The sequence below is a fragment of the Pseudomonas boreofloridensis genome, assembly GCF_030580795.1.
Classification (GTDB): Bacteria; Pseudomonadota; Gammaproteobacteria; order Pseudomonadales; family Pseudomonadaceae; genus Aquipseudomonas; species Aquipseudomonas boreofloridensis.
The window spans coordinates 162,719-183,934 of sequence record NZ_JAUQOQ010000004.1; the positions used below are offsets into that span (position 1 = coordinate 162,719).

Consider the following 21,216-nt stretch of genomic DNA (forward strand, 5'->3'; position numbering starts at 1 on the left):
TGCATCGCGTCCCCTGCGCCGGCCCGTTTGATATAAGATAACGCCCCCAGATTTTTCGCCTTGCCTTGCCCCCGGAGTTCTCCATGACGGCCCCAGCCGAGCTCTCGCCTACCCTTCAACTGGCCTGCGACCTGATCCGCCGCCCCTCGGTGACGCCGGTCGATGCCGACTGTCAGACCCAGATGATGAATCGCCTGGGCGCGGTCGGCTTCCAGCTCGAGCCGATGCGCATCGAAGATGTCGACAACTTCTGGGCCAGTCACGGCCAGCAGGACGGTCCGGTGCTGTGCTTCGCCGGTCACACCGACGTGGTGCCCACAGGCCCCGTGCAGCAATGGCAGCATGAGCCCTTCGACGCGCTGATCGATGCCGACGGCATGCTCTGCGGCCGCGGCGCCGCCGACATGAAGGGCAGCCTGGCCTCGATGGTGGTCGCCAGCGAACGCTTCGTGCGCGACTATCCCGATCACCGCGGGCAGGTCACGTTCCTGATCACCAGCGACGAAGAAGGGCCGGCGCATCATGGCACCAAGGCTGTGGTCGAGCGCCTCAAGGCACGCCAGCAGCGTTTGGACTGGTGCATCGTCGGCGAACCCTCGAGCACGTCCCTGCTCGGCGATGTGGTGAAGAACGGCCGGCGCGGCTCGCTCGGGGCGCACCTCACCGTGCGCGGCAAACAGGGCCACGTTGCCTATCCACACCTGGCGCGCAACCCGATCCACCTGGCGGCCCCCGCGCTGGCCGAGCTGGCGGCCGAGCATTGGGACCAGGGCAATGCCTTTTTCCCGCCGACCAGCTTCCAGATCTCCAACCTCAATGCCGGCACCGGCGCTACCAATGTCGTGCCGGGCGAATTGACCGCGCTGTTCAACTTCCGCTTCTCCACCGAGTCGACCGTAGAAGGCCTGCAGCAGCGCGTGGCGGCGATCCTCGACAAGCACCAGTTGGACTGGTCGATCGACTGGGCACTCTCGGGCCTGCCGTTTCTCACCGAGCCGGGCGAGTTGCTCGATGCGGTGTCGTCGAGCATCAAGGCCGTCACCGGCCGTGACACCCAGCCTTCGACCAGCGGCGGCACCTCCGATGGCCGTTTCATCGCCACCCTGGGCACCCAGGTGGTCGAGCTGGGGCCGGTCAACGCCACCATCCACCAAGTGGACGAGCGCATCCTGGCCAGTGACCTGGACCTGTTGACGGAAATCTACTACCAGACCCTGGTGCGGTTGCTCGCCTGATGCTGGCCTGCCCCCTCTGCCAGGCGCCACTGGCGCAGCTCGACAACGGCGTGGCCTGTGCGGCCGGCCACCGTTTCGACCGCGCTCGCCAGGGCTACCTGAACCTGCTGCCGGTGCAGCACAAGAACAGCCGTGACCCGGGCGACAACCAGGCCATGGTCCAGGCCCGCCGCGATTTCCTCGACGCCGGCCACTACGCGCCGGTGGCCGCGCGACTGGCGCAACTGGCTGCCGAACGCACACCCGGCGCGTGGCTCGACATCGGCTGTGGCGAAGGCTACTACACCGCACGAATCGCCGAGGCGCTCCCTGCCGCCGACGGCTACGCCCTGGACATTTCCCGGGAGGCGGTCAAGCGTGCGTGCCGGCGCGCCCCGCAGCTCACCTGGATGGTCGCCAGTATGGCCCGTGTGCCCATGGCCGATGCCAGCTGCGACTTCATCGCCAGCGTCTTCAGCCCCTTGGACTGGCGGGAAGCGAAACGCCTGCTGGCGCCGGGCGGCGGACTGATGCGCGTGGGGCCGACCAACGGCCACCTGATGGAACTGCGTCGCCTGCTCTACGATGAAGTGCGCCCTTACGCCGACGACAAGCACCTGGCTCTGGTGCCAGCAGGCATGCAGCACGCCCACGGCGAGGTCCTGGAATTCACCCTGACCTTGCCCGAAGCCCAAGCCCGTGCCGACCTGTTGGCCATGACCCCGCACGGCTGGCGCGCCAGCGCCGAAAAGCGCAGTCGCGTGATCGAGCAGCCCGCGCCACTCGAGGTCACGGTATCCATGCGTTATGACTATTTTGTGCGCCAAGACTGAGCACACCAGGAGCCCTGAAATGCGCCAACCCGATATCGAAATCTACCTCAAGGACGCAGACGTCGATCACAAGCAGATTGCCGCCTGGCTGACCGAGGCCCTGGGCCCGTGCAGCGAGTGGAAGCAGAAAGGCCAGACCTTCAAGTGCATGGCCGGTAACATCCCGGTCACTTGGTTACCCAAGGCTGTAGGGAAATGGAACAGCCTCTACCTGGAAAGCAATCAGACCCCATGGGTCGATGACATCGCCTGCGCCCGCGCCGCCTTCGCCGCGCTCAACGTGGAAGTGCGCTGCGCGCCGGGCAGTTGGGCCGAAGAAGACGGCGAAGAAGACGCCGACCGCTGGATCCGCATCAGCACTGACGGCGAAGAAGAAATCACCTGGCGCACGTGAAAGCAGCGGCGCGCTTCAGGAAAGCAGCGGCGAGCTTCAAGCTTCAAGCGGCAAGACCGGTGAACTTAAGTCGGTATTGGCATAGCTTGCAGCTTGTCGCTCGCCACTCGTAGCTGGCTTAGAGGCCGACGACGTCCTCGGCCTGCAGGCCTTTCTGGCCCTGCACCAAGGAGTATTCCACCTGCTGTCCCTCGACCAGGGTGCGGTGACCCTCACCGCGGATGGCGCGGTAGTGGACGAAGACATCGGCTCCACCCTCGCGCTGAATGAAGCCAAAGCCCTTGGCATCGTTGAACCACTTTACGTTCCCAGTCTCACGAGACGACATCTGCAACACTCCGGATTTTTATTTTCAAGATTGCCGTGCAGACAGAGGATTTTCTTCCTCTGGCTACGCAGCTTGCGGAAATTTCCTGCAAGGTGCGGACCGAGTATCTGTCGGATAACAAAAATTTTTATGACATGGCTTCAAATGGCCGATTTTTGCTGAACTTATGCCGATACGGCAGCCTAACTTGCTGGTATATCTCCTGAAACATTTTCCCAGGGCAATCACCCCATGACCCGTTCTCCCCTGCGCCGCCTGATTTTCGGTGCCCTGCGTCGCGTCCTGTACCTGTGGGTGCGTTCCGAGACCATCAACCAGTCCTCGCTGACGCTCAACCTCGACCGCAGCCGACCGGTGTTCTACGCCCTGCCTTCACCCTCGCTCACCGACCTGGCGGTGATCGACCGCGAGTGCACCAAGGCGGGGCTGCCCCGCCCGGTACTGCCCGTGGCCGTCGGCCCGCTGCACGAGCCTGCGGCGTTCTTCTACTTGACCCCCGACCCGGACTGGCTCGGTCGCCAGGACAAGCGCGGCGCACCGCCGACCTTGCAACGGCTGGTGACCACCCTCAGCGAACACGCCGAGGAAGATGCGCAGATCATCCCGGTCAGCGTGTTCTGGGGGCAGACGCCCGCGAGTGAGAACAGCCCGTGGAAACTGCTGTTTGCCGACAGTTGGGCAGTTACCGGGCGCTTGCGCCGGCTGCTGACCGTGCTCATCCTCGGACGCAAGACCCGCGTGCAGTTCTCCGCTCCCATCCACCTGCGCGAACTGGTGCAGCACAACAAAGGCCATGAACGCACGGTGCGCATGGCCCAGCGCGTGATGCGGGTGCATTTTCGCAATCTGCGCACGGCGGTCATCGGCCCGGATATTTCCCACCGGCGCAATCTGGTCAAGGGCCTGGTCCACGACCCGCTGGTTCGCCAAGCCATCAGCGACGAGGCCGAGCGCGAGAAGATTCCCTACGCCAAGGCCGAAGCCAAGGCCCTGCACTATGGCAACGAAATCGCCTCGGACTATACCTACACCGCGATTCGCTTCCTTGAAGTGGTGCTGAGCTGGTTCTGGAACAAGATCTACGACGGCATCAAGGTCAACCACATCGAGCAGGTGCAGGAACTTGCCCCCGGCCATGAGGTGATCTATGTCCCCTGTCACCGCAGCCATATCGATTATCTGCTGTTGTCCTACCTGCTGTTCCGCAACGGCCTGACGCCCCCGCACATCGCCGCGGGCATCAACCTCAACATGCCGGTGATCGGCAGCCTGCTGCGCCGTGGCGGCGCCTTCTTCATGCGCCGCACCTTCAAGGGCAATCCGCTGTACACCGCCGTCTTCAACGAGTACCTGCACACCCTGTTCACCAAGGGCTTCCCGGTGGAGTACTTCGTCGAGGGCGGACGCTCGCGCACCGGGCGCATGCTGCAGCCGCGCCCCGGCATGCTGGCGATCACCCTGCGCAGCTTCCTGCGCTCCTCGCGCACGCCGATCGTCTTCGTACCGGTGTACATCGGCTACGAGCGCGTGCTCGAAGGCCGCACCTACCTGGGTGAGTTGCGCGGGGCAAGCAAGAAGAAGGAGTCGATCTTCGACATCTTCAAGGTCATCGGCGCGCTCCGGCAGCGCTTCGGCGAGGTCTACGTCAATTTTGGCGAACCCATTCACCTGAACGGCTTCCTCGACCAGCAACAACCGGGGTGGCGCGAACAGGACCTGGCGCCGCAGTTCCGCCCGACCTGGCTCAACGACACCACCACGCACCTGGGCGCGAAGGTGGCCCAGCACCTGAACGGCGCGGCGGCGATCAATCCGGTCAACCTGGTGGCCTTGGCGCTGCTGTCGACCAGCCGCCTGGCCCTGGACGAGCGGGCGCTGATCCGCGTGCTCGACCTGTACCTGGCGTTGCTGCGTCAAGTGCCCTACTCCGCGCACGTCACCCTGCCGGAGGGCGACGGTCGCACGCTGATCGAGCACGTCAGAGGCATGGAGCTGCTGTCCGAACAGAAAGACGCGCTGGGCCGTATCCTGTACCTGGACGAAGCCAACGCGGTGCTGATGACCTACTACCGCAACAACATCCTGCACATCTTCGCCCTGCCGGCGCTGTTGGCGAGCTTCTTCACCAGCAGTGCACGGATGAGCCGTGAGTTGCTCGGGCAGTACGTGCACGCGCTGTATCCGTACCTGCAGGCCGAACTGTTCCTGCGCTGGACACCCGAAGCGCTCGACGAAGCCATCGATCAATGGCTGGCTGCGCTGGTGGAGCAGGGGCTGCTGCGCGAAGAGAACGGGGTGTACCTGCGTCCGGCGCCGAGCTCGCGGCAGTTCGTGATGCTTACCCTGCTGGCCCGCGCCATCACCCAGACCCTGCAACGCTTCTACATGGCCACCTCGCTGCTGCTCAACAGCGGCCAACACAGCCTGGACGCCGAGGAACTGGAAGCGCTATGCGTGATGATGGCCCAGCGCTTGTCGATCCTGCACGGCCTCAATGCGCCGGAGTTCTTCGACAAAACCCTGTTCCGTCACTTCATCCAGACCCTGGTCAGCGAAGGCGTACTGCAACCGGACGACAGCGGCAAGCTGGGCTACCACGACAAGCTCGGCGAACTGTCCGAAGGGGTGGCCAAGCGCGTGCTGTCGGCGGAGCTGCGCCTGTCGATCCGCCAGGTGGCGCTGCATCGGGACGATACCCCCGTCGCGTGATAGGGTGCAGGTCTGATGCCCATCGGTGCGCGGATCGGAGCCGATCCGCTGCACCGAGTTCGATTCACTTTCTGCCCTCAAGGACGCCTTCATGATTCGTTCCTCCCTGCGCTTGACCACCCTGTGCGCCGGTCTGCTGCTGTCGGCCAGCGCCCTCGCCCTGTCGCTGGGCAACCTGTCCCAGCAAGATGCGGCCGGCGGCCTCAAGGACGCCCTGACCCAAGGCGCGCAGATCGCCGTCAAGCAACTGAGCACGCCCGGCGGTTTCAGTGACAATCCCGATGTGCGCATCGAGTTGCCCGGCAAGCTCGGCAAGGCGGCTCAGGCCATGAAAATGTTCGGCAAGGGCGACCAGGTCCAGGCTCTGGAAACCAGCATGAACAAGGCGGCCGAAGCCGCTGTGCCGCAGGCCCAGGCGATTCTGGTGGACGCGGTGAAGAAGATGAGCGTGACCGATGCCAAGGGTATCCTCAGCGGCGGCGACGAAGCGGCGACGAAGTATCTGGACAAGAGCAGCCGCGAGCAGATCCGCGCCAAGTTCCTGCCGATCGTCAAGCAGGCCACCGACAAGGTCGGCCTGGCCCAGCAGTACAACAGCTTCGCCGGCCAGGCCAAAGGCCTGGGCCTGATCAAGGACGACGCCAACATCGAGAACTACGTGACCGAAAAAGCCTTGGACGGTCTGTTCGAGATGATCGGCAAGCAGGAGCAGAGCATCCGCCAGAACCCTGCGCAAGCGGCCACCAGCCTGGCCAAGAAGGTCTTCGGCGCGCTCTGAGCTTCCCCGCATCCCCTTTGCGGGCGCCCTGCCCGCGAAACACCGCCAGTCACCGCCCGGCCGACTGGCGCTGAGGCTGACCGCACACGATTGACCGCGCACGCCCACTTCCTTTCCAGGCGAATGCCTACCTGTCATATGCGACCTGCATCCTAGGGCTCTGTGCAGCGTGTTCGCGCGTTCGAGCCGACCGCCGCTACATGACGCGAGTGCCCTTTTTGCGCCAGGAGTCGATGACATGAGGCCAGAAATCGCTGTACTTGATATCCAAGGTCAGTACCGGGTGTACACGGAGTTCTATCGCGCGCAGACCGCAGAGCGGACCATCGTTCTGGTCAATGGCTCGCTGGCCACCACCGCCTCCTTCGCCCAGACCGTGCGCAGCCTGCATCCGCACTTCAACGTCGTGCTGTACGACCAGCCCTACGCCGGCAAGTCCAAGCCGCACAACCGCCATGAGCGGCTGCTGAGCAAGGAGACCGAAGCGCATATCCTGCTGGAGTTGGTCGAGCACTTCCGGGCCGACCACGTCATGTCCTTTTCCTGGGGCGGCGCTTGCACCCTGCTGGCTCTGGCGCACCAGCCGCAACGGGTGAACAAGGCGATCATCAGTTCGTTCTCGCCGGTGATCAACGGCCCCATGCGCGACTACCTGGAGCGGGGCAGCCAATACCTGTCGGCCTGCGACCGCCCTAGAGTGGGCAATCTGGTCAACGACACCATCGGCAAGCACCTGCCCTCGCTGTTCAAGCGTTTCAACTATCGCCACGTCAGCAGCCTGGACAGCCACGAGTACGCGCAGATGCACTTCCATATCCACCAAGTGTTGGATCATGACCTGCAGCGGGCATTGAACGGGGCGCGCAACATCGACATTCCGGTGTTGTTCATCAACGGCGAGCGTGACGAATACACCACGGTCGAGGACGCCAGGCAGTTCGCCCGGCATGTGGACAGGAGCGCGTTCAGCGTGATTCGCGGCGCCGGGCACTTCCTGGACATGGAGCACAAGGCAGCCTGCGAAGACACCCGCAGCGCAATGCTGGGTTTTCTGCAACCGGCCCGTACACCTCGGCAGCGCTATGGCTATGAGGCGGGTCAGCAGGCGTTGGCGGGGTGAGTGCAGCGTGGGGTGGGGCCTGCCAGTCGTAGACAAGCGCTGCTGCAAGGCTTTTTTGCTGCTTGGACTTTCCAGGACACCAGGATTCTGGTAAAAAGTCGGGCTGCGAAGCGGGTATAGTTTAGTGGCAAAACGAAAGCTTCCCAAGCTTTAGTTGAGGGTTCTTATTGGACACGCCGCTTTAGTGCACCGTCGAGGCAAGAAAAGCGGGTATAGTTGAATGGTACAACTATTGCTTCCCAAGCAATCGGTGAGGGTTCGATTCCCTCTACCCGCTCCACCTTCCAGCCAGTTTTTCCGGGCCTTCCAGGGGATTCCCCCTCAATCAGGAAGCCTCGGAAAGCCTGATAGCAGTCCCTAGATTCAAGCTCCCAGCCCTCCCCTAGAGTCACCAAAATTTGGTGCACCGTCGGCGCCGTCCAGAATCACGAACCGACAGACCATTGCCCTCCTCGGGCCACCCAATAAACCCCCAAAATCTCATTTTCGTACCAAGCCTGGATCGCCAACCAGCTCATCATCGTGCGTCCCAGAATGGCGCTCCGGAATGCCGCACCGGAGTAACGCTCCAGAGTGTCGCCCAGAATGCCGTCTCAGAAGATGACCCAGAATTCCCGAAAGGGAGTGAGCAGAGCCGCCAGCCCTCCCCCTCGAAAATCACCTCGACGTCGACAGGGCTCCAAACGACCACCAGCATTCATTCCAATGTTCAGTCGCTCCCCACCTTCCGATCGCGCTCCTGAACATAATCACGATAGCGCTCCTAGCCACGATCACGATCACGATCACGATCACGCTCACGCTCACGCTCACGCTGGCGATAACGCTTCACGAAGCTGGCATCAATCAAGTCCTCGACGCGCAGTTCAAGACCACAGTTAACCAGCGACGCCATCGAACTATCGGTCAATGAAAAGTCATCGGGGATGAAGCCGATATTCTCCACTCTGTTCCTATCAAGTTCTGCTTCAAACGCTTTCAAGAAGTCAGCCAGTCCAGGGCGACGAGCTTCCGTTGCTGCATTTGCAGCGCAGTCATCAGCAACTGTTACTGCATTAGCCGCATTGATGCCAATCTGCGCCACCACCTTACTTATGGAAGGCCAATACTTGAGATCATACTGATAGGTCAAGCCATCTAACTTCTTCAGGTGAGACCTGAAAAGCCCATTATCCTCGGAAGCATCTTCAACAACATCCATAATATGGTAGTAAGTATCACTACTAAAACTAGACATCTCTTTAACCTGAGTGCGCTGCGAGAGCAGTTCCGAGAGCAACTCTGAAACTTTTGAAATTCGCACATTCAACTCAGTGAGCTTATCCCGATCCTCGCGAGCCTCATTGATCTTTCCAGGATTCCAGGAGTACACCGCAGTTGTGAAAACGTCGAAGAATGATGTCAGCGCCCTAGGCTGTTCAGCCAACGCGGCATGCAGCTCCACGTAGACATCAGCAAGCTCTGGGGAGCGTCCCAGCAGACCCTCAATGATCCGATTGATACTGCGCCAGATACCGTGCTCCTCGTTGTATTTGAAGTCCTCACGCAAAATTTTCTCACACGCATCGATTGCAGCAGAACGACCTTTAACATCCATTTTAAAAACCTCAATTGATTGATAAGCCGATGATAAAGTCTCAGCCGTGAGGTGTCGGTACCTATCCGAAAAAAAATCTCTCCGTTACGGGTACCCTCTACGCGAACCATCACCATCCACCATCCACCATTCAACCCGAGCAGAGCATAAGCCCAACCATCAAGCCGAAACCAAAACCAAAACCAAAACCAGAAGCGAAGCGGCAGATAATCAAGCAGCGCCCCTGTCCAAATAATCCGGTAACAACTAATCCCACTCACCAAGCCCCGCAAACCAATCAGCTTTACTTTACATCCCAGTAAAGCCAATCACACAAACATGGGTGGCGAATCACATCTCTTTCAGTAACACTTAACCTACTCTGCACAGGTAACCGAAATGAACGTAGCCACTTCCTCCCCAGTCGACGAATTGCTCAACCCAGGCGAGAGCGCCTCTCGTCCAGTCCGGATTTTGGCCGCTGCGGGCAGGATGTTCATCGAGCACGGGTACGAAGGGGCCAGCATGGAGGAAATTGCCAAGGCTGCAGCGGTGACCCGCCAGACACTGTACAACCGCTTCCCTGAAGGCAAGGAGTCGCTCTTCGTGGCGGTGGCAGAGCGGATGTGGAAAGCCTTCTCCGTCATGAACGTGGCAACGGATGAGCGCGCGCTGGCTGACCCGAGGAAGGGCCTAATGCAGATCGGCACCGAGTTCGCATGCTTCTGGTCTGGCCCGACCGCCGCCGACTTCCTACGCATGGTCATCATGGAAGGCCGACGATTCCCTGTGCTGGCCGACCGATTTGACGAGGTTATCCAGGCGCCGGCAATGACCGTCATTAGCGACTACTTGACCGAGCTGGCACGCAGAGGTGTCTTGGCAGTTCAAGAGCCTGAAACCGCCGCCCGGGACTTCATGGAGACACTCGATGGTCGAGTTCTCTGGAAACAGGTTAGAGCCAACAGCGAGCCCCTAGCCCGCGAGGAGATCGAGCAGATCGTGGAGCGCACCGTGGACGCTTTCCTGCGATCGCTCCGGCACTGAAAGCGAAAGGCCTGCAACCAGCCGCACAACTGCACCACAGGCCGCTTCACTCCCTGAGATTACAGCCCTGATGCCCCTGAGCCCCTACCGAGAGCCTCCCTGCTGAAACCAAGCCACTTAGCCCGCCCAGACCACACAGCCCACATAGGTCTGACTCCAGGTAGAAGATCACTCAATGGCTACAGGTAGAAGGCCACTCAATAACTACAGGGGAACCGCCAGGGTCTGATCATCTGCGTCGTACTTCGCCTGCAGCAGAACGCATGGGAAAGCTCGGGGGAAAGTGCGAAGCAAAGACAAATCCGATCCGGACGCTGCCATAGTCCGGATACTGAGCCCACCCAAGGAGTCGCCATGCTGATCGAGCTCGACCTGAACCATAATGACGCGCAGGCGCTGTTGCACCATTGCAGAGAGCACCAGCCAAGCTCTGATGATTTCCGAGAAAATGCTCGCCTCAGAGAGGCCTTGGAAACGCTGGCAGAGGCCATCAATGACGCGATGAGTCCAAGGGAGGAAAGCCCGGAGTCGTCGGAAACGATTGACCCACGGTTGCTTGATGCAGCCATGGCAATCTTCGGCGACAAGAAAAGCGCGGGGGACTGGCTATCGAAACCCTTACGAGCGTTGGGAGCAAAACGCCCGATGGATGTCCACATCGACGATGCCTTGAAACTTCTTGCGCGCATCGAGCATGGGTTCGGTGCCTGAAAGCATTGCGAGGTTTGCAGATCACCCCGCAGGCCGATTAAGTGATTCAGGGAGGTTGCACAGGATGGCCAAGAAACCGAAGTTCTACGCTGTTGTCCACGGACGGAAACTCGGGATTTTCAATAGCTGGGAAGGTGGGGCTCGCTTGTCGATTGACCGTTTTCCGGAAGCGAAACATCAGTCGTTCGCAACGCTTGAACTCGCTGAGGAGTGGTACCGCCAGAACACCCCCACGCCAGGCTCGAACCACTCACCGGTTCTTCACTTCAGCACACAAGCCTCAGGGAAACAGCCGACGGCCACCCCTGAACAACCAACCCTAGACGGCGTGGTTGCCAAGGACTATGTCGTCTATCTGATCATTGATCCCGTAACGGAGGAGCCATTCTACGTGGGGCAGACAGGCGACTTCGAAGGCCGGCAGCGAGGCCATCTCGGGAAAGCCAACCACGACTGCAAGCGCGCGGCAGCCGAGATCGCCCAGATACTCGATGACGGGATGACCCCAGCATTCAAAGTTGTGGAAACCTGCGAATCTGAAGAGGCCTCATTGGAGGCAGAGACACGCTGGATCGAGCGCTGTACCGCCAGGGGTATCACGGTTTGGAACCGCACGAGGGAGCATCGCCAAATCCAGGCATTACACATCAAGCCCAGAATCGAGTTTGATCGAATTATCGGGGACGGCCCCTTCACCCTCGGCCCCTACCCATACGACTCCAGGTTTGAGCTGAAGAACAAGCTTAATGCGTTCCTGGCCAAGTCTGCCCAAGGTGCGATACAGCTGGGCATGGCCACCGAGAAGCTCAGGTTGATCTGGAAACTCACCCGCCAGGCAGGGGAAGTCAGCGAATTTCGCATCGTCAAAAACGCATCCAAGCATCAGCTCGAAGCAGTCCTCGTGTCCGGATCGACCGTGAACTTTGACTACGGCGCCGCGATCGACCGCCTCCCCTGACCTGCTGCAACCAGATGACGAGAGCCCCCTCCTGCACCGTATCCGAACGCGTAGAAGAAGGGCACCTGATGAACTTCAGTCACCTCCCCCGAAGACCGGGTTATTCAAGCCCAGGAAATCCGCCATCCAAGTTCGCTCCTCGTCACTGGGCTCGTAAGAATAAGCAGTCTTACCCTCAACTTGCTCAGGCAGTTCACGCCAATATCGTGATTCAGCCACACTATCCAGAAATACCAGTTCGCAGGACACATAGCACATCCATATCCCTCCAGTCAGGAACTGAATATTTAACTGCAACGATTTCTCAGTGCCGGTGCATTCACGAATGGGTGTGAACTGCTTATGCAAAGTTCCAATATGCGTAAACTCTCGACTCAGCAAGCCGTAGATGTGGCCGAATGGAGGGAATACGCGCTTGGCACTGGAAACGGCGCGCGGAGATTCAAATTTGTGCTCTTGGTACTTTTGAAAGTCTTCCGGAAATTGCATGAGATGCAGGGCTACGGCCATGGTTTCAATGGCTGATCGCACGACCGGCCCAGGCTGCAAAACGAAGCCACCCCGAAGCATGTAGGCCGCGCCAACCATGGAATTCAGGGCATTGGAGAGGAGTTCTGCACACGCCATGCGAAGCTTATCTTCGTTGCGTTCGGCCCTGAACATCCCCGAAGCCCAGATAGCGGAGCAATGGGCAAAAAGTGCACTCATTTTTTCAAGGTCAGCACTGTGTAGCGCATCAAAACTTTTAGCAATTCTATCAGCGTCGCGAGTTATCTGATTAATGAGCACTGACCTACGAAACTCATATATCTTCTCGCTTGCTGAGTCAAAAACCACTGCACAAGTATCAGGATGCTGTTCCCACATGGATCATTCCTTGTTCGTTAAGAGTCTTCAACCTGCGACGCTGATACCTTTAATCCGCCAACCCATGTAAGCGAACCGGCTCAGGCAATAGGGTGCTAAAGCCAATAAGAATAAAATTGCGCAATCAATATCAGCAGTACCCGTCCTGTGAAGCATAGCTCGCTACCCAAGACAGTTTCCCCGTTGCCACCTGTGCGATGACTTCCATCAGGGCAGCCGAAAAAATCTCCCTCATGGTCAAGCCTAGCAAGCCGGCAAGCCTGTCCAACCGGCAAGTCCCTGAGTGTTGATCAGCAACAGAAGCGATGCTACCGTATCGACCACGGTCTTCCTGGATCGAGCGGTCGGCATGCAAAGCCTTTGCGCCTCAGGTGTTTCTCCCCTTCTTTCGCACGCACTTCGACAATTGTCAGCGGGCAGCCGACACCGTGACATTGGAGAATTGCCATGCGCGTTCCGGTCTATCCCGAAGATCTGCTCCCCAAAGCCGCCTTCAAAAGACTCGCCAAACTCATCCAGAAACGATGGCCAGGCCAATCACCCGTCCAGCTCTCTTTTGCCCGAGAGACCCTGTCCAAGGGACTAGGGTATGCCAATTACCACGATCTCATGAAAAAGTCCGTCATCTGGCCTCGGGATGCAAAAACGCCTGCCCTGAGTACCACGCACACCCAGCTCGCGGCTGAGATTTTTTCGGTATTGGCTTTAGCCAACGACACCTCAGTACCGCGCAGCGCGCTTGACCCTTTTGTCGAGATGCTCCCGTTGAAAGTGCTTAGCACGTTCAAGGGGGCTGCCTCACAAGGCGTGGAAGTGACCAAGAGCACAATGCCTGATTTAGACCAGACTGAAATCTGTCCTGTGCACACCACCGCCCCAAAGTCAGAAGTCCCGCGCTACACGTGTCCACCTATAACGCACAAGCCATCGAAGCTCCAGGCCATTGCGTTGGGGCTGGATGTCTTCACTCACAGTGATGCGATCAAGCGGATCGTCGAAAACTCAGGAAGCCTTCGCGACCGGAGCCTTTTTGCATTGCTGGAGACAGGGGTTCGGGGGCACGTCATCCTTGGTGCCAAGGTTTCCCAGGTTGTCAGCTTGGAAACCCAAATGCCTTCGAGCAAAGAGATATCCATTGAGATCACGAAAGCGAAACCACCACTACCTCTTGCGAACACAGCAGTAGTCGAGAAGTACATCAGGGAGGAAAATCTCTCTGCCGATGACTATCTCTTCCCAAGTGATGACCGAAAGCAACCCATGTCGACATCGCAACTGCTTCGGATTTTTCAGTCGTGGGAACGAGAAGCTCAACTCCCACGTTCAACACTCACGCCGAGCACCTTGAGACGTGCAGCTATGGCACAGCTAGCAGCGTCCACCCCACCGCAACAGCCTGGCAAGCGAATCGCCGATCAGCTGGGTCACTCCTCCAGTTCCATGACCGAACACTACGTTTCACTCTCTACGACAGCCGTTGATGCGGCCTTGAAGACCGCCAAGTAAACCGGGAAAGCCTCTGAGTCTTGAAAGACCCAGGGGCACACGGGAAGGCCGTGAGGACTATGATGGACGACCCACATCTCACAGCATGCTAGGCCTGGGCACATAGAGCAGCTTGGAGCACTTCAATCGGCGAGCCTTGGGGTAGTGACTTCCAAGGCTCGTTACGCGCGATACGTTACTCGTTGTCTCCGAACGTCAGATCCAACGCAGTATCCCACGCTTCGCCTTGCTCAGCCCATCATTCATCTGAGCATACTGAGCACGGGCCAGGTCAACGATCCGAATCGCTCGCTGGCTACGATTACGCGTTGTCGCGCTGACCGCTTCGAAATTACGCAACACCAGGTTGCCCATGCGCCGTGCGTCGGGTGATGCCCCCACTTCAGGCTCATGAAGCCACCGTACGAAATGTTGAAAGTCGTGTTCCGCAGACCCCATCCTTGCCTCCCCACTGCCCTGTCAGCTTTTGCCAACCACGCCGGCGCAACGCTTGCTATTACATCTCATCGAGTTTTCATAATAGCAATATGCAGGAATTTGGCATTCACCACACACAACTTTAGAATGAGTACGGCTACCGAAGTGAGTGGATATGAAGTGAAGGGCCGGTCGCGGGAAGTTTTGAATGATCTAATCCCCACCACCAGGTACTGGCACAGCAATCACTAGCCTCGGCATTCGCTATCGTACGACGATGCCGTGATCAGCTAGCTCATTGACCAATGTCTTTCGACGCAGCATGCGAGGGATCTTGAACATGCTTCTGTATGCATAAAAGAAACCGACTGGAATGAAAAGCAATCCCAACCCGTACGTAGCAGTTGCGATGACAATCCCTGCTGGTATAGCCGCCAGCGCATAGATAACACCCCTGATGACGCTGGACTTAGCAGCGACTCGGATGTTGTCCAAATCATATTCAACTTTCCCGCCAGCCTTCTCAAATGCGATGAGAACAATCGATTTCTTGCTTAAACTCTTATAATACCAAGTACGCGATGCATCAGTAACTATTGCACCATGGCGCTTAAGATAATTCAGCATAACGACTTCTTTAAAGTAAAAAGTATTACCCAGCTCATCTTCACATCGAACGTTTTTATAGAGCGCATCAAGATCACTACTGGCTTGCAGATGGTAATTCTTGACAACAACTGTCACTTTCTTAATTTCAGACATACGTCATCCTCAAGCACACATTTATCATCAGAAATCTGTGACCGTTACGGCAGAGCCGCTCGGCGGCGCTAACCCATTACTGGAGAAAACGCTAAGTTCCTGGCTCGGCTGAACCGTCTTAAGAGCCTGATTAACCGCAGGCCCTCGCAGGTCGCCTTTAGATGTTCAGCTCACTCGCAATCACGTAATGGTCTCGACCACTCACGCTGCGCATCAATTTAAACCCAGCCCTGGACTCGATAAACTCAAGCGGCGGGGTTGCAACGGTCATACCGTTTTGGCTTACGCCTGAACGATCGAAATAGACAAGAGCGGAATAACGCAGCCCTACCCGAGCAGCGTCGGACAAATATGCATCAACTTTCACATTCCACTCGATGGCCTGAGCTTGGATCACCTCTGATGGAGCGCTAGCCTCAAGGGGTAGCGCCTCGACTTCAAACTGGAAAGATCGCTTCCTCACGCAATTAGCCATTACACTTGAATCTCGAAATAGGGGTTAAAGCCCGTTTTTTCATTTGGATAGCCCTTCGGGTTGGAAATCACCCTGCAACCGGCTAAGTCAATGTCCACAACTTCGTGAGTGTGGCCAAACACCCAAACGTCCACGTCAGGAAAGAGATGTTGCCAATCATTTGCATAGGCGGCAGTCAGGTGGCCCTCATGCTGGCCCCCAATCATTACTGGCGACGGACAGTGGTGGGTCACGACGATGGTGCTGCCTTCGAACTTTTTGACCAACTCCTGACGCAACCAAGCCTTGGCGACGTGGTTTCTAGCAATGACGTCATCGGGCCTTAGACGCCTGTAGTTAGAATCGACACGGATGTACTTGAAGTCACCCATCCATTCCCGGGCTAAGTTGCTTGCCGCGACCTGATCACCAGTGACAGTGAAATCAGTCCACCCCGTCGTGCCGAGTACCCTCAGGTTGCCGAGCACCAGGGTCTCGTTCTCCAGAATGTGCACATGACCGGAGGCGGCGTCCCTCATCTTCTGCAGCGTACGGTCAACATGGCCGTCGTAGAACTCATGATTGCCACTGATATAGGCGACTGGGCAGTCAAAAGCCTCATTGGCCCATTTGACCCCTCTCCCCTTTTTGTCAACGTCCCCCGCCAAGATCACCAGGTCGACGTTCGACGACTCCGGTGCTTCCCACGCTTCAAATTCACGGTGCAGGTCAGAATAAATTCGCACCCTCAAACCCTGCCCCCCATTGAACTGGCCCCCCTCTGACGACGGAGGGTTGCTATACGGTTTAGCGATTAATTGATCAGCAACTCCTCGCCAGCCTGTCGAGGCTGGCGGCGATCTGCACCCAGCAGATGCTGATACGAACCTATGCAAGGGCCCCTTCATCGGCGGGCAGCACATAGCGTAACCGGGCACAAAATGCCTATCGACCAGTTTTATACACCATATGGTGTGTAACTGTACATCGTGACGTGGCTACATCCTCAATTTTGAGGACATTCGCTTTGACGTCGATAAGGCCTGCGCTCGCAGCAGTCATACGAGCAGTTCGAGGGAGTTTAGGGTTGACTCAGGAAGGGATGGCGCAGGCCACCTCGCGCACCTATTTGACCAAAATCGAAAGTGCTCAAAGCACCCCGACCCTGGATAAATTCATCGAGCTCGCGACGGTACTAGAACTGAGCCCTGTGGCGTTAATGGCCTTGGTGGTAGCGACCCGCAATGGCGAATCCACCTCCCATTTGCTTGCGTTGGCTACAGAGGAATTGGAAGCGCTCCAGGAGCGTGTCAGCCAGGATGAAATCGCGGCCCATATTGCGGGCACCGATTTACTGAAACGGCCTCCAGCACGTCCGGCAGATCTGGATAAGCTGCAAAAGGTGCAGGAGTGCAAGATGACTGGGCTGACCCAGGCAGAAACGGCAAGGCGGCTAGGGATCAGCAAATCGACCGTCAGCTTCCTATGGAAGCGATCGCTGCCAGAAGCTCCCTGAACCGGTGCGACAAGCAGCCCTGGTAATAGAGGTGGAGTTGGCCCTCATATACCCTAACGCTTGTCCTCAAGCACAAGCTGCGCAAACTGAACAAGGTTGGTTAGCGCCCCAGCGCTTTTCCTGTCCAGATAGTATCCAGAAATCCCGACGGCTCCGGGGCCAATCTGATCACACCGCAGAGAATCACCGATCATCACGACCCGCTCATCAGAGGCGGCCACGCCTCTGTTCAGGCGCACCTGCAGTTGGTTGCAGATATTGCGATAAATCCCCTCCTGGGGCTTCATCATTCCGACCTCATAGCTCAAGGCGAACGCCTCTACATCGCACAGTAACGTCCTGAGAACAGGCCCGTAGGGCGCTGCGAGATTCGAACAGATACCTGTCGCTATTCCCTGGGCCTTGAGCATCTGGAGAGCATCAACTGCATCGGGGTAGATCGAGATCGACTCCAGTTCATCATCAAGATCATGCTGCAACGACGTCAGCTGTCGCAAACTCAAGGTGATACCGAAGTGCTCTGCAGCATCCTCCAGCGCGAAGTTGGATGTCATCAGGCAATGGAGGTCAGCACCGCTTGGCCTACGACCTTGCTGAGCACCGATGCGGAGCATGCGCCGAAATGGATGATGCTTGCGCTTGATGTGGACAACAGTTCCAAAAGCGTCAAATACTGCCGCTACGATTGGCATGAGGTTGATTTCCAGAAGCTGGGAGCCACCTCAATGGGCCGGCGGAGTACGAACCGCTGGGTTGAAGTAAGCCGTGAAATGGCCACAGGTACATAGCACCGAGTCACCATCCGGGAGCGGATATGACCTCCAATGGACTCTCTGCGGTTCGACGTCATCGCCAACGTGCCCGTAGCGGTAGTCCGAAAAGCCAAGCGTTCTCGAACACTTTAGGTTGCCACAAACTACCGTGTCAGGCATTCGTTCACGCTGGGAAGCCATGGTTCGCTCTCTAATGATCAGTATGTGTGCCGGACAGTCGTTTGCCGAGCATTTGTACAAGATTGGCAATTGTTACGCCGTGCAATTCTCGGCGGTGATTCTATATCGAAACAGGTCGTTACTCGCCCGCGCTTAGCACTAGATGCTCCTCACCTGAGCCGTGTATAGAAGCAAGGCTCAGACCTGGACTGGCATGACTGATACGATGTGGAAATACAGAAACTTTTTCTTCTTGGCCACCGCTCTGGCCTCAGCCTCAGCCATCAACGTACTGAGGGTGTTGGCGTCGTGAATGAGCAATTCCTCCGGCCCCTCGTAAACCTTTGCCGCGCGCATCGTCACACGCAGCCGAGACGACAGCGATCTCGATGATGCCCTTGGCGCTGGCGGCAATGCTGGCTTGGTATGAAGTTTGGAAGCATCGGATTCGGATTCACTACGAGGTTGGTCAGCACCGCCAAACAACGCTTGGCGCATGTCTTCTTCGCTGAGGGGTTCACTCATTTGTGGGCTCGCATGGTCATGCTGTTGCAGATTTTCGGAAGGGGCCTATGACGCTGAAAAGTAACCTGGAGACGTTAATGCTTGGCAACTCGAACAGAGAAACGCCTTGCGGCTTGGGTAGCTCTCCACCACCATTTTACACAGCTGCTTGACTGCCCTGATCACTGATCTTGGAAGGTTCAAAGGCCAAGATCAGTGCCAAGCAAATCATCCCAGATTGCCGGAGTCGCGTAGCCGTCATCAATGAGGCACCGCTGAAGGTAACGAACGAGGTGCCACCTCAACCGGTACCGAACCTCTATGAAATTATCAGGTGCTCGCGTCGACTCTGGAGCCACTTCAGAGAGCAGAGAGCTAAGTACCTCAAAGGCCTGGTAGCCCACCGTGCCTGGAAATACCCGCGTCAGGTCATCAAGGCCTGGACAGCGTTTGACCGCTGCCAATGCCTGGCATAACAGGCTTCGCAAGTTTACGCCGTAAGCTTGCGATGCAGCCAACCATACTCGCACCTCCAGTTCAGACCCTAGGTTCACAGGCCATCACACAGCGGGGGCAGCACAAAAACACAACATATATACATAATTAGATTTAAATCCAGGAAAAACACTACATATTGATTTTTTAAAAAATAACGATGTTGTTTGTGATCAAAGCATAAGCAGCAGCCTTACGGCTGCAAAGCAAGGCGATTCCTCCCCGCCCCCAGCCCGGCAACTTATGCCCAAAATGACCTAGAGTCTTCAACCCGTATGACCTGGAAGCCGTAAATATCAAATGGAAAAGCCAGTGGGATCCTGCGAGTACGGAGGTGTCTGGGCCAGCGCCGCTATTTTCTTGTTCTCAAATATAGAACTCCGTCTCGCTTTAAAATTTTCAAGGGGGTGGGGTGCGCATGTCGTCGCATATTTGACTGTTTTGTCGGCTTTATGAACGTTTGTCCGAAGCTGGCCGCCAGTATCGACCACAAATGACCCCATCGCCCCCACTGACCTAGACTTTCGGTACGCCCATCAGATCGATCTGCACCCTGCCACCCTTCCACACATTGGCCGCCCTTGATGTGGGCTGAAGTTGCGCATGGCGGAAATGGAAAGCTTCGAATGCAGCGCTGATCTCGCGATCTACCAACGCGAGCGTCATCCCGTTGCCCGTTACCTGAAGCGATGGTAGATCGACCCGCTGCTCGACGCAGAAAACTTCGAGTAGGCGCCAAAAGGCTACCTTGTGATCGATGTGCAAATCATTTGGATGGGGGATCTCGACGCCCGTTATTGCGCACTTCGAGGGCCAAACGAGGCCTGCACGGAATGCGTCCATTTGTGGTCTGACCACGAACCTGAGAGCCTCGCAGACTTTGCCATGATGGGACTGGGTGATACCTGTGATACACCGCTTGTAAGAGAAGCTATCGGTGCTGCCATCCAAACGCACTAGATGCAGTCCCCTTCCAGCAAGCGGGTTTCTTTCCAACCGAAAATGATCAACGCCTGTATCGATCTTACGATCCGCATCTGGATGAAGTGCCAAAAGCAGATGGAGCTTTTGAACGGCCACTGGTTGTGTGATCCGGCCCAGGTCAGCGGTTCGAATGAAGTGTTTCAATCGCTCCAATAGTGCTTGCTTAGATGGATACTCGAACGGCCCTAACCAGTACATCCCTGCACTCCATGCAATGCTGACCAATGTGATTTTTGGAAGCGACCTCGACCGAAATGCTAGTTCCAGTGGTCGCAGGTGCCACGAACAGATGAACGCTCAGCGATCTTGTACCACGCCTCCGTCCAGGCGACATCTGTCAGAAAGACGTAGCTGTAATGTGACTGTCCCGATCCACCATGGCCGGAGCGTTGGACGTCGTCGCCCTACTTCCTTGTGCGCTTGATCGAGCCTTTCCTGGAGCGGTCATGAATGCTTTCATGACGAGCTTCGGCTGACAATTTGAGCAAGGAGATATCTCCGCGCACCTGGATCGGTAGCTTCCCCAATACAAATCAGTCACATTGTACAAAATTTGACAAAACGTACAGAGCACCTTAGTTTCCGCCATCAATCCGCCTTCATGCAAGGAAACCTTGATGTCACCTCACGCTCTTCTCCTAGAAACGCTAGAAACGAATGCGTGCAGATTCCGCCTTGTGGAACATCCGTCCGCCGGCAAGTCGGTTGAGGTGGCCTTAGCCCGCGGAACTGAGGTGGGACAAGGTGCGAAGGCACTGATCTGCTCAAGCACTCACACCGACGGTTCGGTTCAGTTTGTTTTGGCGGTGCTGGCTGCAGATAGAAAACTGTCGACAAGCCAGCTTGCCGAACACTTGGGTGCCAAAAAAATTCGATTGGTCTCCGCTGACAAAGCTAATGAGTTGACGGGATGCGTGGTCGGGGCCATCCCTCCCTTCAGCTTCAATGAAGAACTGAAGCTTGTGGCGGATCCAGAATTGTTCGAGCGCTATTCCGAGATCGCCTTCAACGCGGGCCGCCTAGACAGATCGATCATCTTGAATTCCAACGACTACCTGCGCGTGGCCAGACCTGTACTGACCAAGATCGCAGAGCAGTAGTGCTGCGATCA

General features: G+C 57.3%; 21 protein-coding genes and 1 tRNA gene. 13 read left to right on the forward strand and 9 right to left on the reverse strand.

The window, feature by feature from the left end; all coding sequences use genetic code 11:
• Positions 1-83 precede the first annotated feature (83 nt).
• From dapE to Q6A47_RS06700, 3 genes are read left to right on the forward strand one after another with little or no spacing between them, the layout of a single operon-like run.
• Positions 84-1,235: a succinyl-diaminopimelate desuccinylase gene (gene dapE, locus Q6A47_RS06690; protein ID WP_039579616.1), complete on the forward strand. Its 1,152-nt coding sequence runs from the start codon at positions 84-86 to the stop codon at positions 1,233-1,235.
• Complete coding sequence (locus tag Q6A47_RS06695) at positions 1,235-2,047, forward strand: putative RNA methyltransferase (RefSeq protein WP_295485711.1); 813 nt, start codon at positions 1,235-1,237, stop codon at positions 2,045-2,047. The genes dapE and Q6A47_RS06695 overlap by 1 nt, the downstream gene beginning before the upstream one ends.
• Before the next feature lie 19 nt (positions 2,048-2,066).
• The gene (locus Q6A47_RS06700; RefSeq protein ID WP_304483646.1) at positions 2,067-2,441 is read left to right on the forward strand and encodes a hypothetical protein; all 375 of its coding nucleotides are present in this window, start codon (positions 2,067-2,069) and stop codon (positions 2,439-2,441) included.
• 118 nt (positions 2,442-2,559) lie between these two features.
• On the opposite strand, the gene Q6A47_RS06705 is transcribed toward Q6A47_RS06700, so the two are convergent.
• The gene (locus Q6A47_RS06705) at positions 2,560-2,769 is read right to left on the reverse strand and encodes a cold-shock protein (protein ID WP_029614930.1); all 210 of its coding nucleotides are present in this window, start codon (positions 2,767-2,769) and stop codon (positions 2,560-2,562) included.
• 231 nt (positions 2,770-3,000) lie between these two features.
• On the opposite strand from Q6A47_RS06705, the gene plsB reads away from it, so the two are divergent.
• From plsB to Q6A47_RS06725, 4 genes are all read left to right on the forward strand, one after another.
• Entirely contained in the window at positions 3,001-5,478 is a 2,478-nt protein-coding gene (gene plsB, locus Q6A47_RS06710) for a glycerol-3-phosphate 1-O-acyltransferase PlsB (RefSeq protein ID WP_304483648.1), read from the forward strand.
• A 91-nt stretch (positions 5,479-5,569) separates the two neighbouring features.
• The gene (locus Q6A47_RS06715; RefSeq protein ID WP_029614929.1) at positions 5,570-6,256 is read left to right on the forward strand and encodes a DUF4197 domain-containing protein; all 687 of its coding nucleotides are present in this window, start codon (positions 5,570-5,572) and stop codon (positions 6,254-6,256) included.
• Between the two features lie 238 nt (positions 6,257-6,494).
• The gene (locus tag Q6A47_RS06720; protein ID WP_304483649.1) at positions 6,495-7,376 is read left to right on the forward strand and encodes an alpha/beta fold hydrolase; all 882 of its coding nucleotides are present in this window, start codon (positions 6,495-6,497) and stop codon (positions 7,374-7,376) included.
• A 206-nt stretch (positions 7,377-7,582) separates the two neighbouring features.
• A tRNA-Gly gene (locus Q6A47_RS06725) sits at positions 7,583-7,656 on the forward strand.
• A gap of 483 nt (positions 7,657-8,139) precedes the next feature.
• Here the strand turns inward: Q6A47_RS06725 and Q6A47_RS06730 are convergent.
• Complete coding sequence (locus Q6A47_RS06730; RefSeq protein ID WP_304483650.1) at positions 8,140-8,973, reverse strand: hypothetical protein; 834 nt, start codon at positions 8,971-8,973, stop codon at positions 8,140-8,142.
• A gap of 378 nt (positions 8,974-9,351) precedes the next feature.
• Between Q6A47_RS06730 and Q6A47_RS06735 the strand changes: the two genes are divergently transcribed.
• From Q6A47_RS06735 to Q6A47_RS06745, 3 genes are all read left to right on the forward strand, one after another.
• On the forward strand, positions 9,352-9,999 hold the full coding sequence (locus Q6A47_RS06735) for a TetR/AcrR family transcriptional regulator (RefSeq protein ID WP_304483651.1): 648 nt from the start codon (positions 9,352-9,354) through the stop codon (positions 9,997-9,999).
• A gap of 354 nt (positions 10,000-10,353) precedes the next feature.
• Positions 10,354-10,710 carry an MbcA/ParS/Xre antitoxin family protein gene (locus Q6A47_RS06740; protein ID WP_304483652.1) on the forward strand — a complete coding sequence of 119 codons (357 nt, stop codon included), beginning with the start codon at positions 10,354-10,356 and terminating at the stop codon, positions 10,708-10,710.
• Positions 10,711-10,774: 64 nt separating this feature from the next.
• The gene (locus Q6A47_RS06745; protein WP_304483654.1) at positions 10,775-11,668 is read left to right on the forward strand and encodes a ribonuclease H1 domain-containing protein; all 894 of its coding nucleotides are present in this window, start codon (positions 10,775-10,777) and stop codon (positions 11,666-11,668) included.
• Positions 11,669-11,743: 75 nt separating this feature from the next.
• Here Q6A47_RS06745 and Q6A47_RS06750 read toward each other — a convergent pair whose 3' ends face one another.
• Positions 11,744-12,535 carry a hypothetical protein gene (locus tag Q6A47_RS06750; protein ID WP_304483655.1) on the reverse strand — a complete coding sequence of 264 codons (792 nt, stop codon included), beginning with the start codon at positions 12,533-12,535 and terminating at the stop codon, positions 11,744-11,746.
• Between the two features lie 447 nt (positions 12,536-12,982).
• Between Q6A47_RS06750 and Q6A47_RS06755 the strand changes: the two genes are divergently transcribed.
• Positions 12,983-14,041, forward strand: a complete 1,059-nt coding sequence (locus Q6A47_RS06755) for a tyrosine-type recombinase/integrase (RefSeq protein ID WP_304483656.1) — start codon at positions 12,983-12,985, stop codon at positions 14,039-14,041.
• A gap of 681 nt (positions 14,042-14,722) precedes the next feature.
• On the opposite strand, the gene Q6A47_RS06760 is transcribed toward Q6A47_RS06755, so the two are convergent.
• From Q6A47_RS06760 to Q6A47_RS06770, 3 genes are all read right to left on the reverse strand, one after another.
• Positions 14,723-15,220, reverse strand: a complete 498-nt coding sequence (locus Q6A47_RS06760; RefSeq protein ID WP_304483657.1) for a hypothetical protein — start codon at positions 15,218-15,220, stop codon at positions 14,723-14,725.
• 157 nt (positions 15,221-15,377) lie between these two features.
• Positions 15,378-15,695 carry a hypothetical protein gene (locus Q6A47_RS06765; RefSeq protein ID WP_304483659.1) on the reverse strand — a complete coding sequence of 106 codons (318 nt, stop codon included), beginning with the start codon at positions 15,693-15,695 and terminating at the stop codon, positions 15,378-15,380.
• Complete coding sequence (locus tag Q6A47_RS06770; RefSeq protein WP_304483660.1) at positions 15,695-16,426, reverse strand: metallophosphoesterase; 732 nt, start codon at positions 16,424-16,426, stop codon at positions 15,695-15,697. Before Q6A47_RS06770 ends, Q6A47_RS06765 begins: the two co-directional genes overlap by 1 nt.
• A 242-nt stretch (positions 16,427-16,668) precedes the next feature.
• On the opposite strand from Q6A47_RS06770, the gene Q6A47_RS06775 reads away from it, so the two are divergent.
• On the forward strand, positions 16,669-17,190 hold the full coding sequence (locus Q6A47_RS06775) for a helix-turn-helix domain-containing protein (RefSeq protein WP_304483661.1): 522 nt from the start codon (positions 16,669-16,671) through the stop codon (positions 17,188-17,190).
• 53 nt (positions 17,191-17,243) lie between these two features.
• Here Q6A47_RS06775 and Q6A47_RS06780 read toward each other — a convergent pair whose 3' ends face one another.
• From Q6A47_RS06780 to Q6A47_RS06790, 3 genes are all read right to left on the reverse strand, one after another.
• The gene (locus tag Q6A47_RS06780) at positions 17,244-17,882 is read right to left on the reverse strand and encodes an HAD family hydrolase (protein ID WP_304483663.1); all 639 of its coding nucleotides are present in this window, start codon (positions 17,880-17,882) and stop codon (positions 17,244-17,246) included.
• A 438-nt stretch (positions 17,883-18,320) separates the two neighbouring features.
• Complete coding sequence (locus Q6A47_RS06785; protein ID WP_304483664.1) at positions 18,321-18,647, reverse strand: hypothetical protein; 327 nt, start codon at positions 18,645-18,647, stop codon at positions 18,321-18,323.
• A 990-nt stretch (positions 18,648-19,637) separates the two neighbouring features.
• Positions 19,638-20,303: a DCL family protein gene (locus Q6A47_RS06790; RefSeq protein WP_304483665.1), complete on the reverse strand. Its 666-nt coding sequence runs from the start codon at positions 20,301-20,303 to the stop codon at positions 19,638-19,640.
• A gap of 419 nt (positions 20,304-20,722) precedes the next feature.
• Here Q6A47_RS06790 and Q6A47_RS06795 point away from each other — a divergent pair, with 419 nt between their 5' ends.
• Complete coding sequence (locus Q6A47_RS06795; RefSeq protein ID WP_304483667.1) at positions 20,723-21,205, forward strand: YbaK/EbsC family protein; 483 nt, start codon at positions 20,723-20,725, stop codon at positions 21,203-21,205.
• The last annotated feature ends 11 nt before the right edge of the window (positions 21,206-21,216 follow it).

Bases quoted from the DNA above. Each gene is read 5' to 3' on its own strand.
- dapE (WP_039579616.1), top strand. From the start codon at position 84: ATGACGGCCCCAGCCGAGCTCTCGCCTACCCTTCAACTGGCCTGCGAC.
- Q6A47_RS06695 (WP_295485711.1), top strand. From the start codon at position 1,235: ATGCTGGCCTGCCCCCTCTGCCAGGCGCCACTGGCGCAGCTCGACAAC.
- Q6A47_RS06700 (WP_304483646.1), top strand. From the start codon at position 2,067: ATGCGCCAACCCGATATCGAAATCTACCTCAAGGACGCAGACGTCGAT.
- Q6A47_RS06705 (WP_029614930.1), bottom strand. From the start codon at position 2,769: ATGTCGTCTCGTGAGACTGGGAACGTAAAGTGGTTCAACGATGCCAAG.
- plsB (WP_304483648.1), top strand. From the start codon at position 3,001: ATGACCCGTTCTCCCCTGCGCCGCCTGATTTTCGGTGCCCTGCGTCGC.
- Q6A47_RS06715 (WP_029614929.1), top strand. From the start codon at position 5,570: ATGATTCGTTCCTCCCTGCGCTTGACCACCCTGTGCGCCGGTCTGCTG.
- Q6A47_RS06720 (WP_304483649.1), top strand. From the start codon at position 6,495: ATGAGGCCAGAAATCGCTGTACTTGATATCCAAGGTCAGTACCGGGTG.
- Q6A47_RS06730 (WP_304483650.1), bottom strand. From the start codon at position 8,973: ATGGATGTTAAAGGTCGTTCTGCTGCAATCGATGCGTGTGAGAAAATT.
- Q6A47_RS06735 (WP_304483651.1), top strand. From the start codon at position 9,352: ATGAACGTAGCCACTTCCTCCCCAGTCGACGAATTGCTCAACCCAGGC.
- Q6A47_RS06740 (WP_304483652.1), top strand. From the start codon at position 10,354: ATGCTGATCGAGCTCGACCTGAACCATAATGACGCGCAGGCGCTGTTG.
- Q6A47_RS06745 (WP_304483654.1), top strand. From the start codon at position 10,775: ATGGCCAAGAAACCGAAGTTCTACGCTGTTGTCCACGGACGGAAACTC.
- Q6A47_RS06750 (WP_304483655.1), bottom strand. From the start codon at position 12,535: ATGTGGGAACAGCATCCTGATACTTGTGCAGTGGTTTTTGACTCAGCA.
- Q6A47_RS06755 (WP_304483656.1), top strand. From the start codon at position 12,983: ATGCGCGTTCCGGTCTATCCCGAAGATCTGCTCCCCAAAGCCGCCTTC.
- Q6A47_RS06760 (WP_304483657.1), bottom strand. From the start codon at position 15,220: ATGTCTGAAATTAAGAAAGTGACAGTTGTTGTCAAGAATTACCATCTG.
- Q6A47_RS06765 (WP_304483659.1), bottom strand. From the start codon at position 15,695: ATGGCTAATTGCGTGAGGAAGCGATCTTTCCAGTTTGAAGTCGAGGCG.
- Q6A47_RS06780 (WP_304483663.1), bottom strand. From the start codon at position 17,882: ATGCCAATCGTAGCGGCAGTATTTGACGCTTTTGGAACTGTTGTCCAC.
- Q6A47_RS06785 (WP_304483664.1), bottom strand. From the start codon at position 18,647: ATGAGTGAACCCCTCAGCGAAGAAGACATGCGCCAAGCGTTGTTTGGC.
- Q6A47_RS06790 (WP_304483665.1), bottom strand. From the start codon at position 20,303: ATGTACTGGTTAGGGCCGTTCGAGTATCCATCTAAGCAAGCACTATTG.
- Q6A47_RS06795 (WP_304483667.1), top strand. From the start codon at position 20,723: ATGTCACCTCACGCTCTTCTCCTAGAAACGCTAGAAACGAATGCGTGC.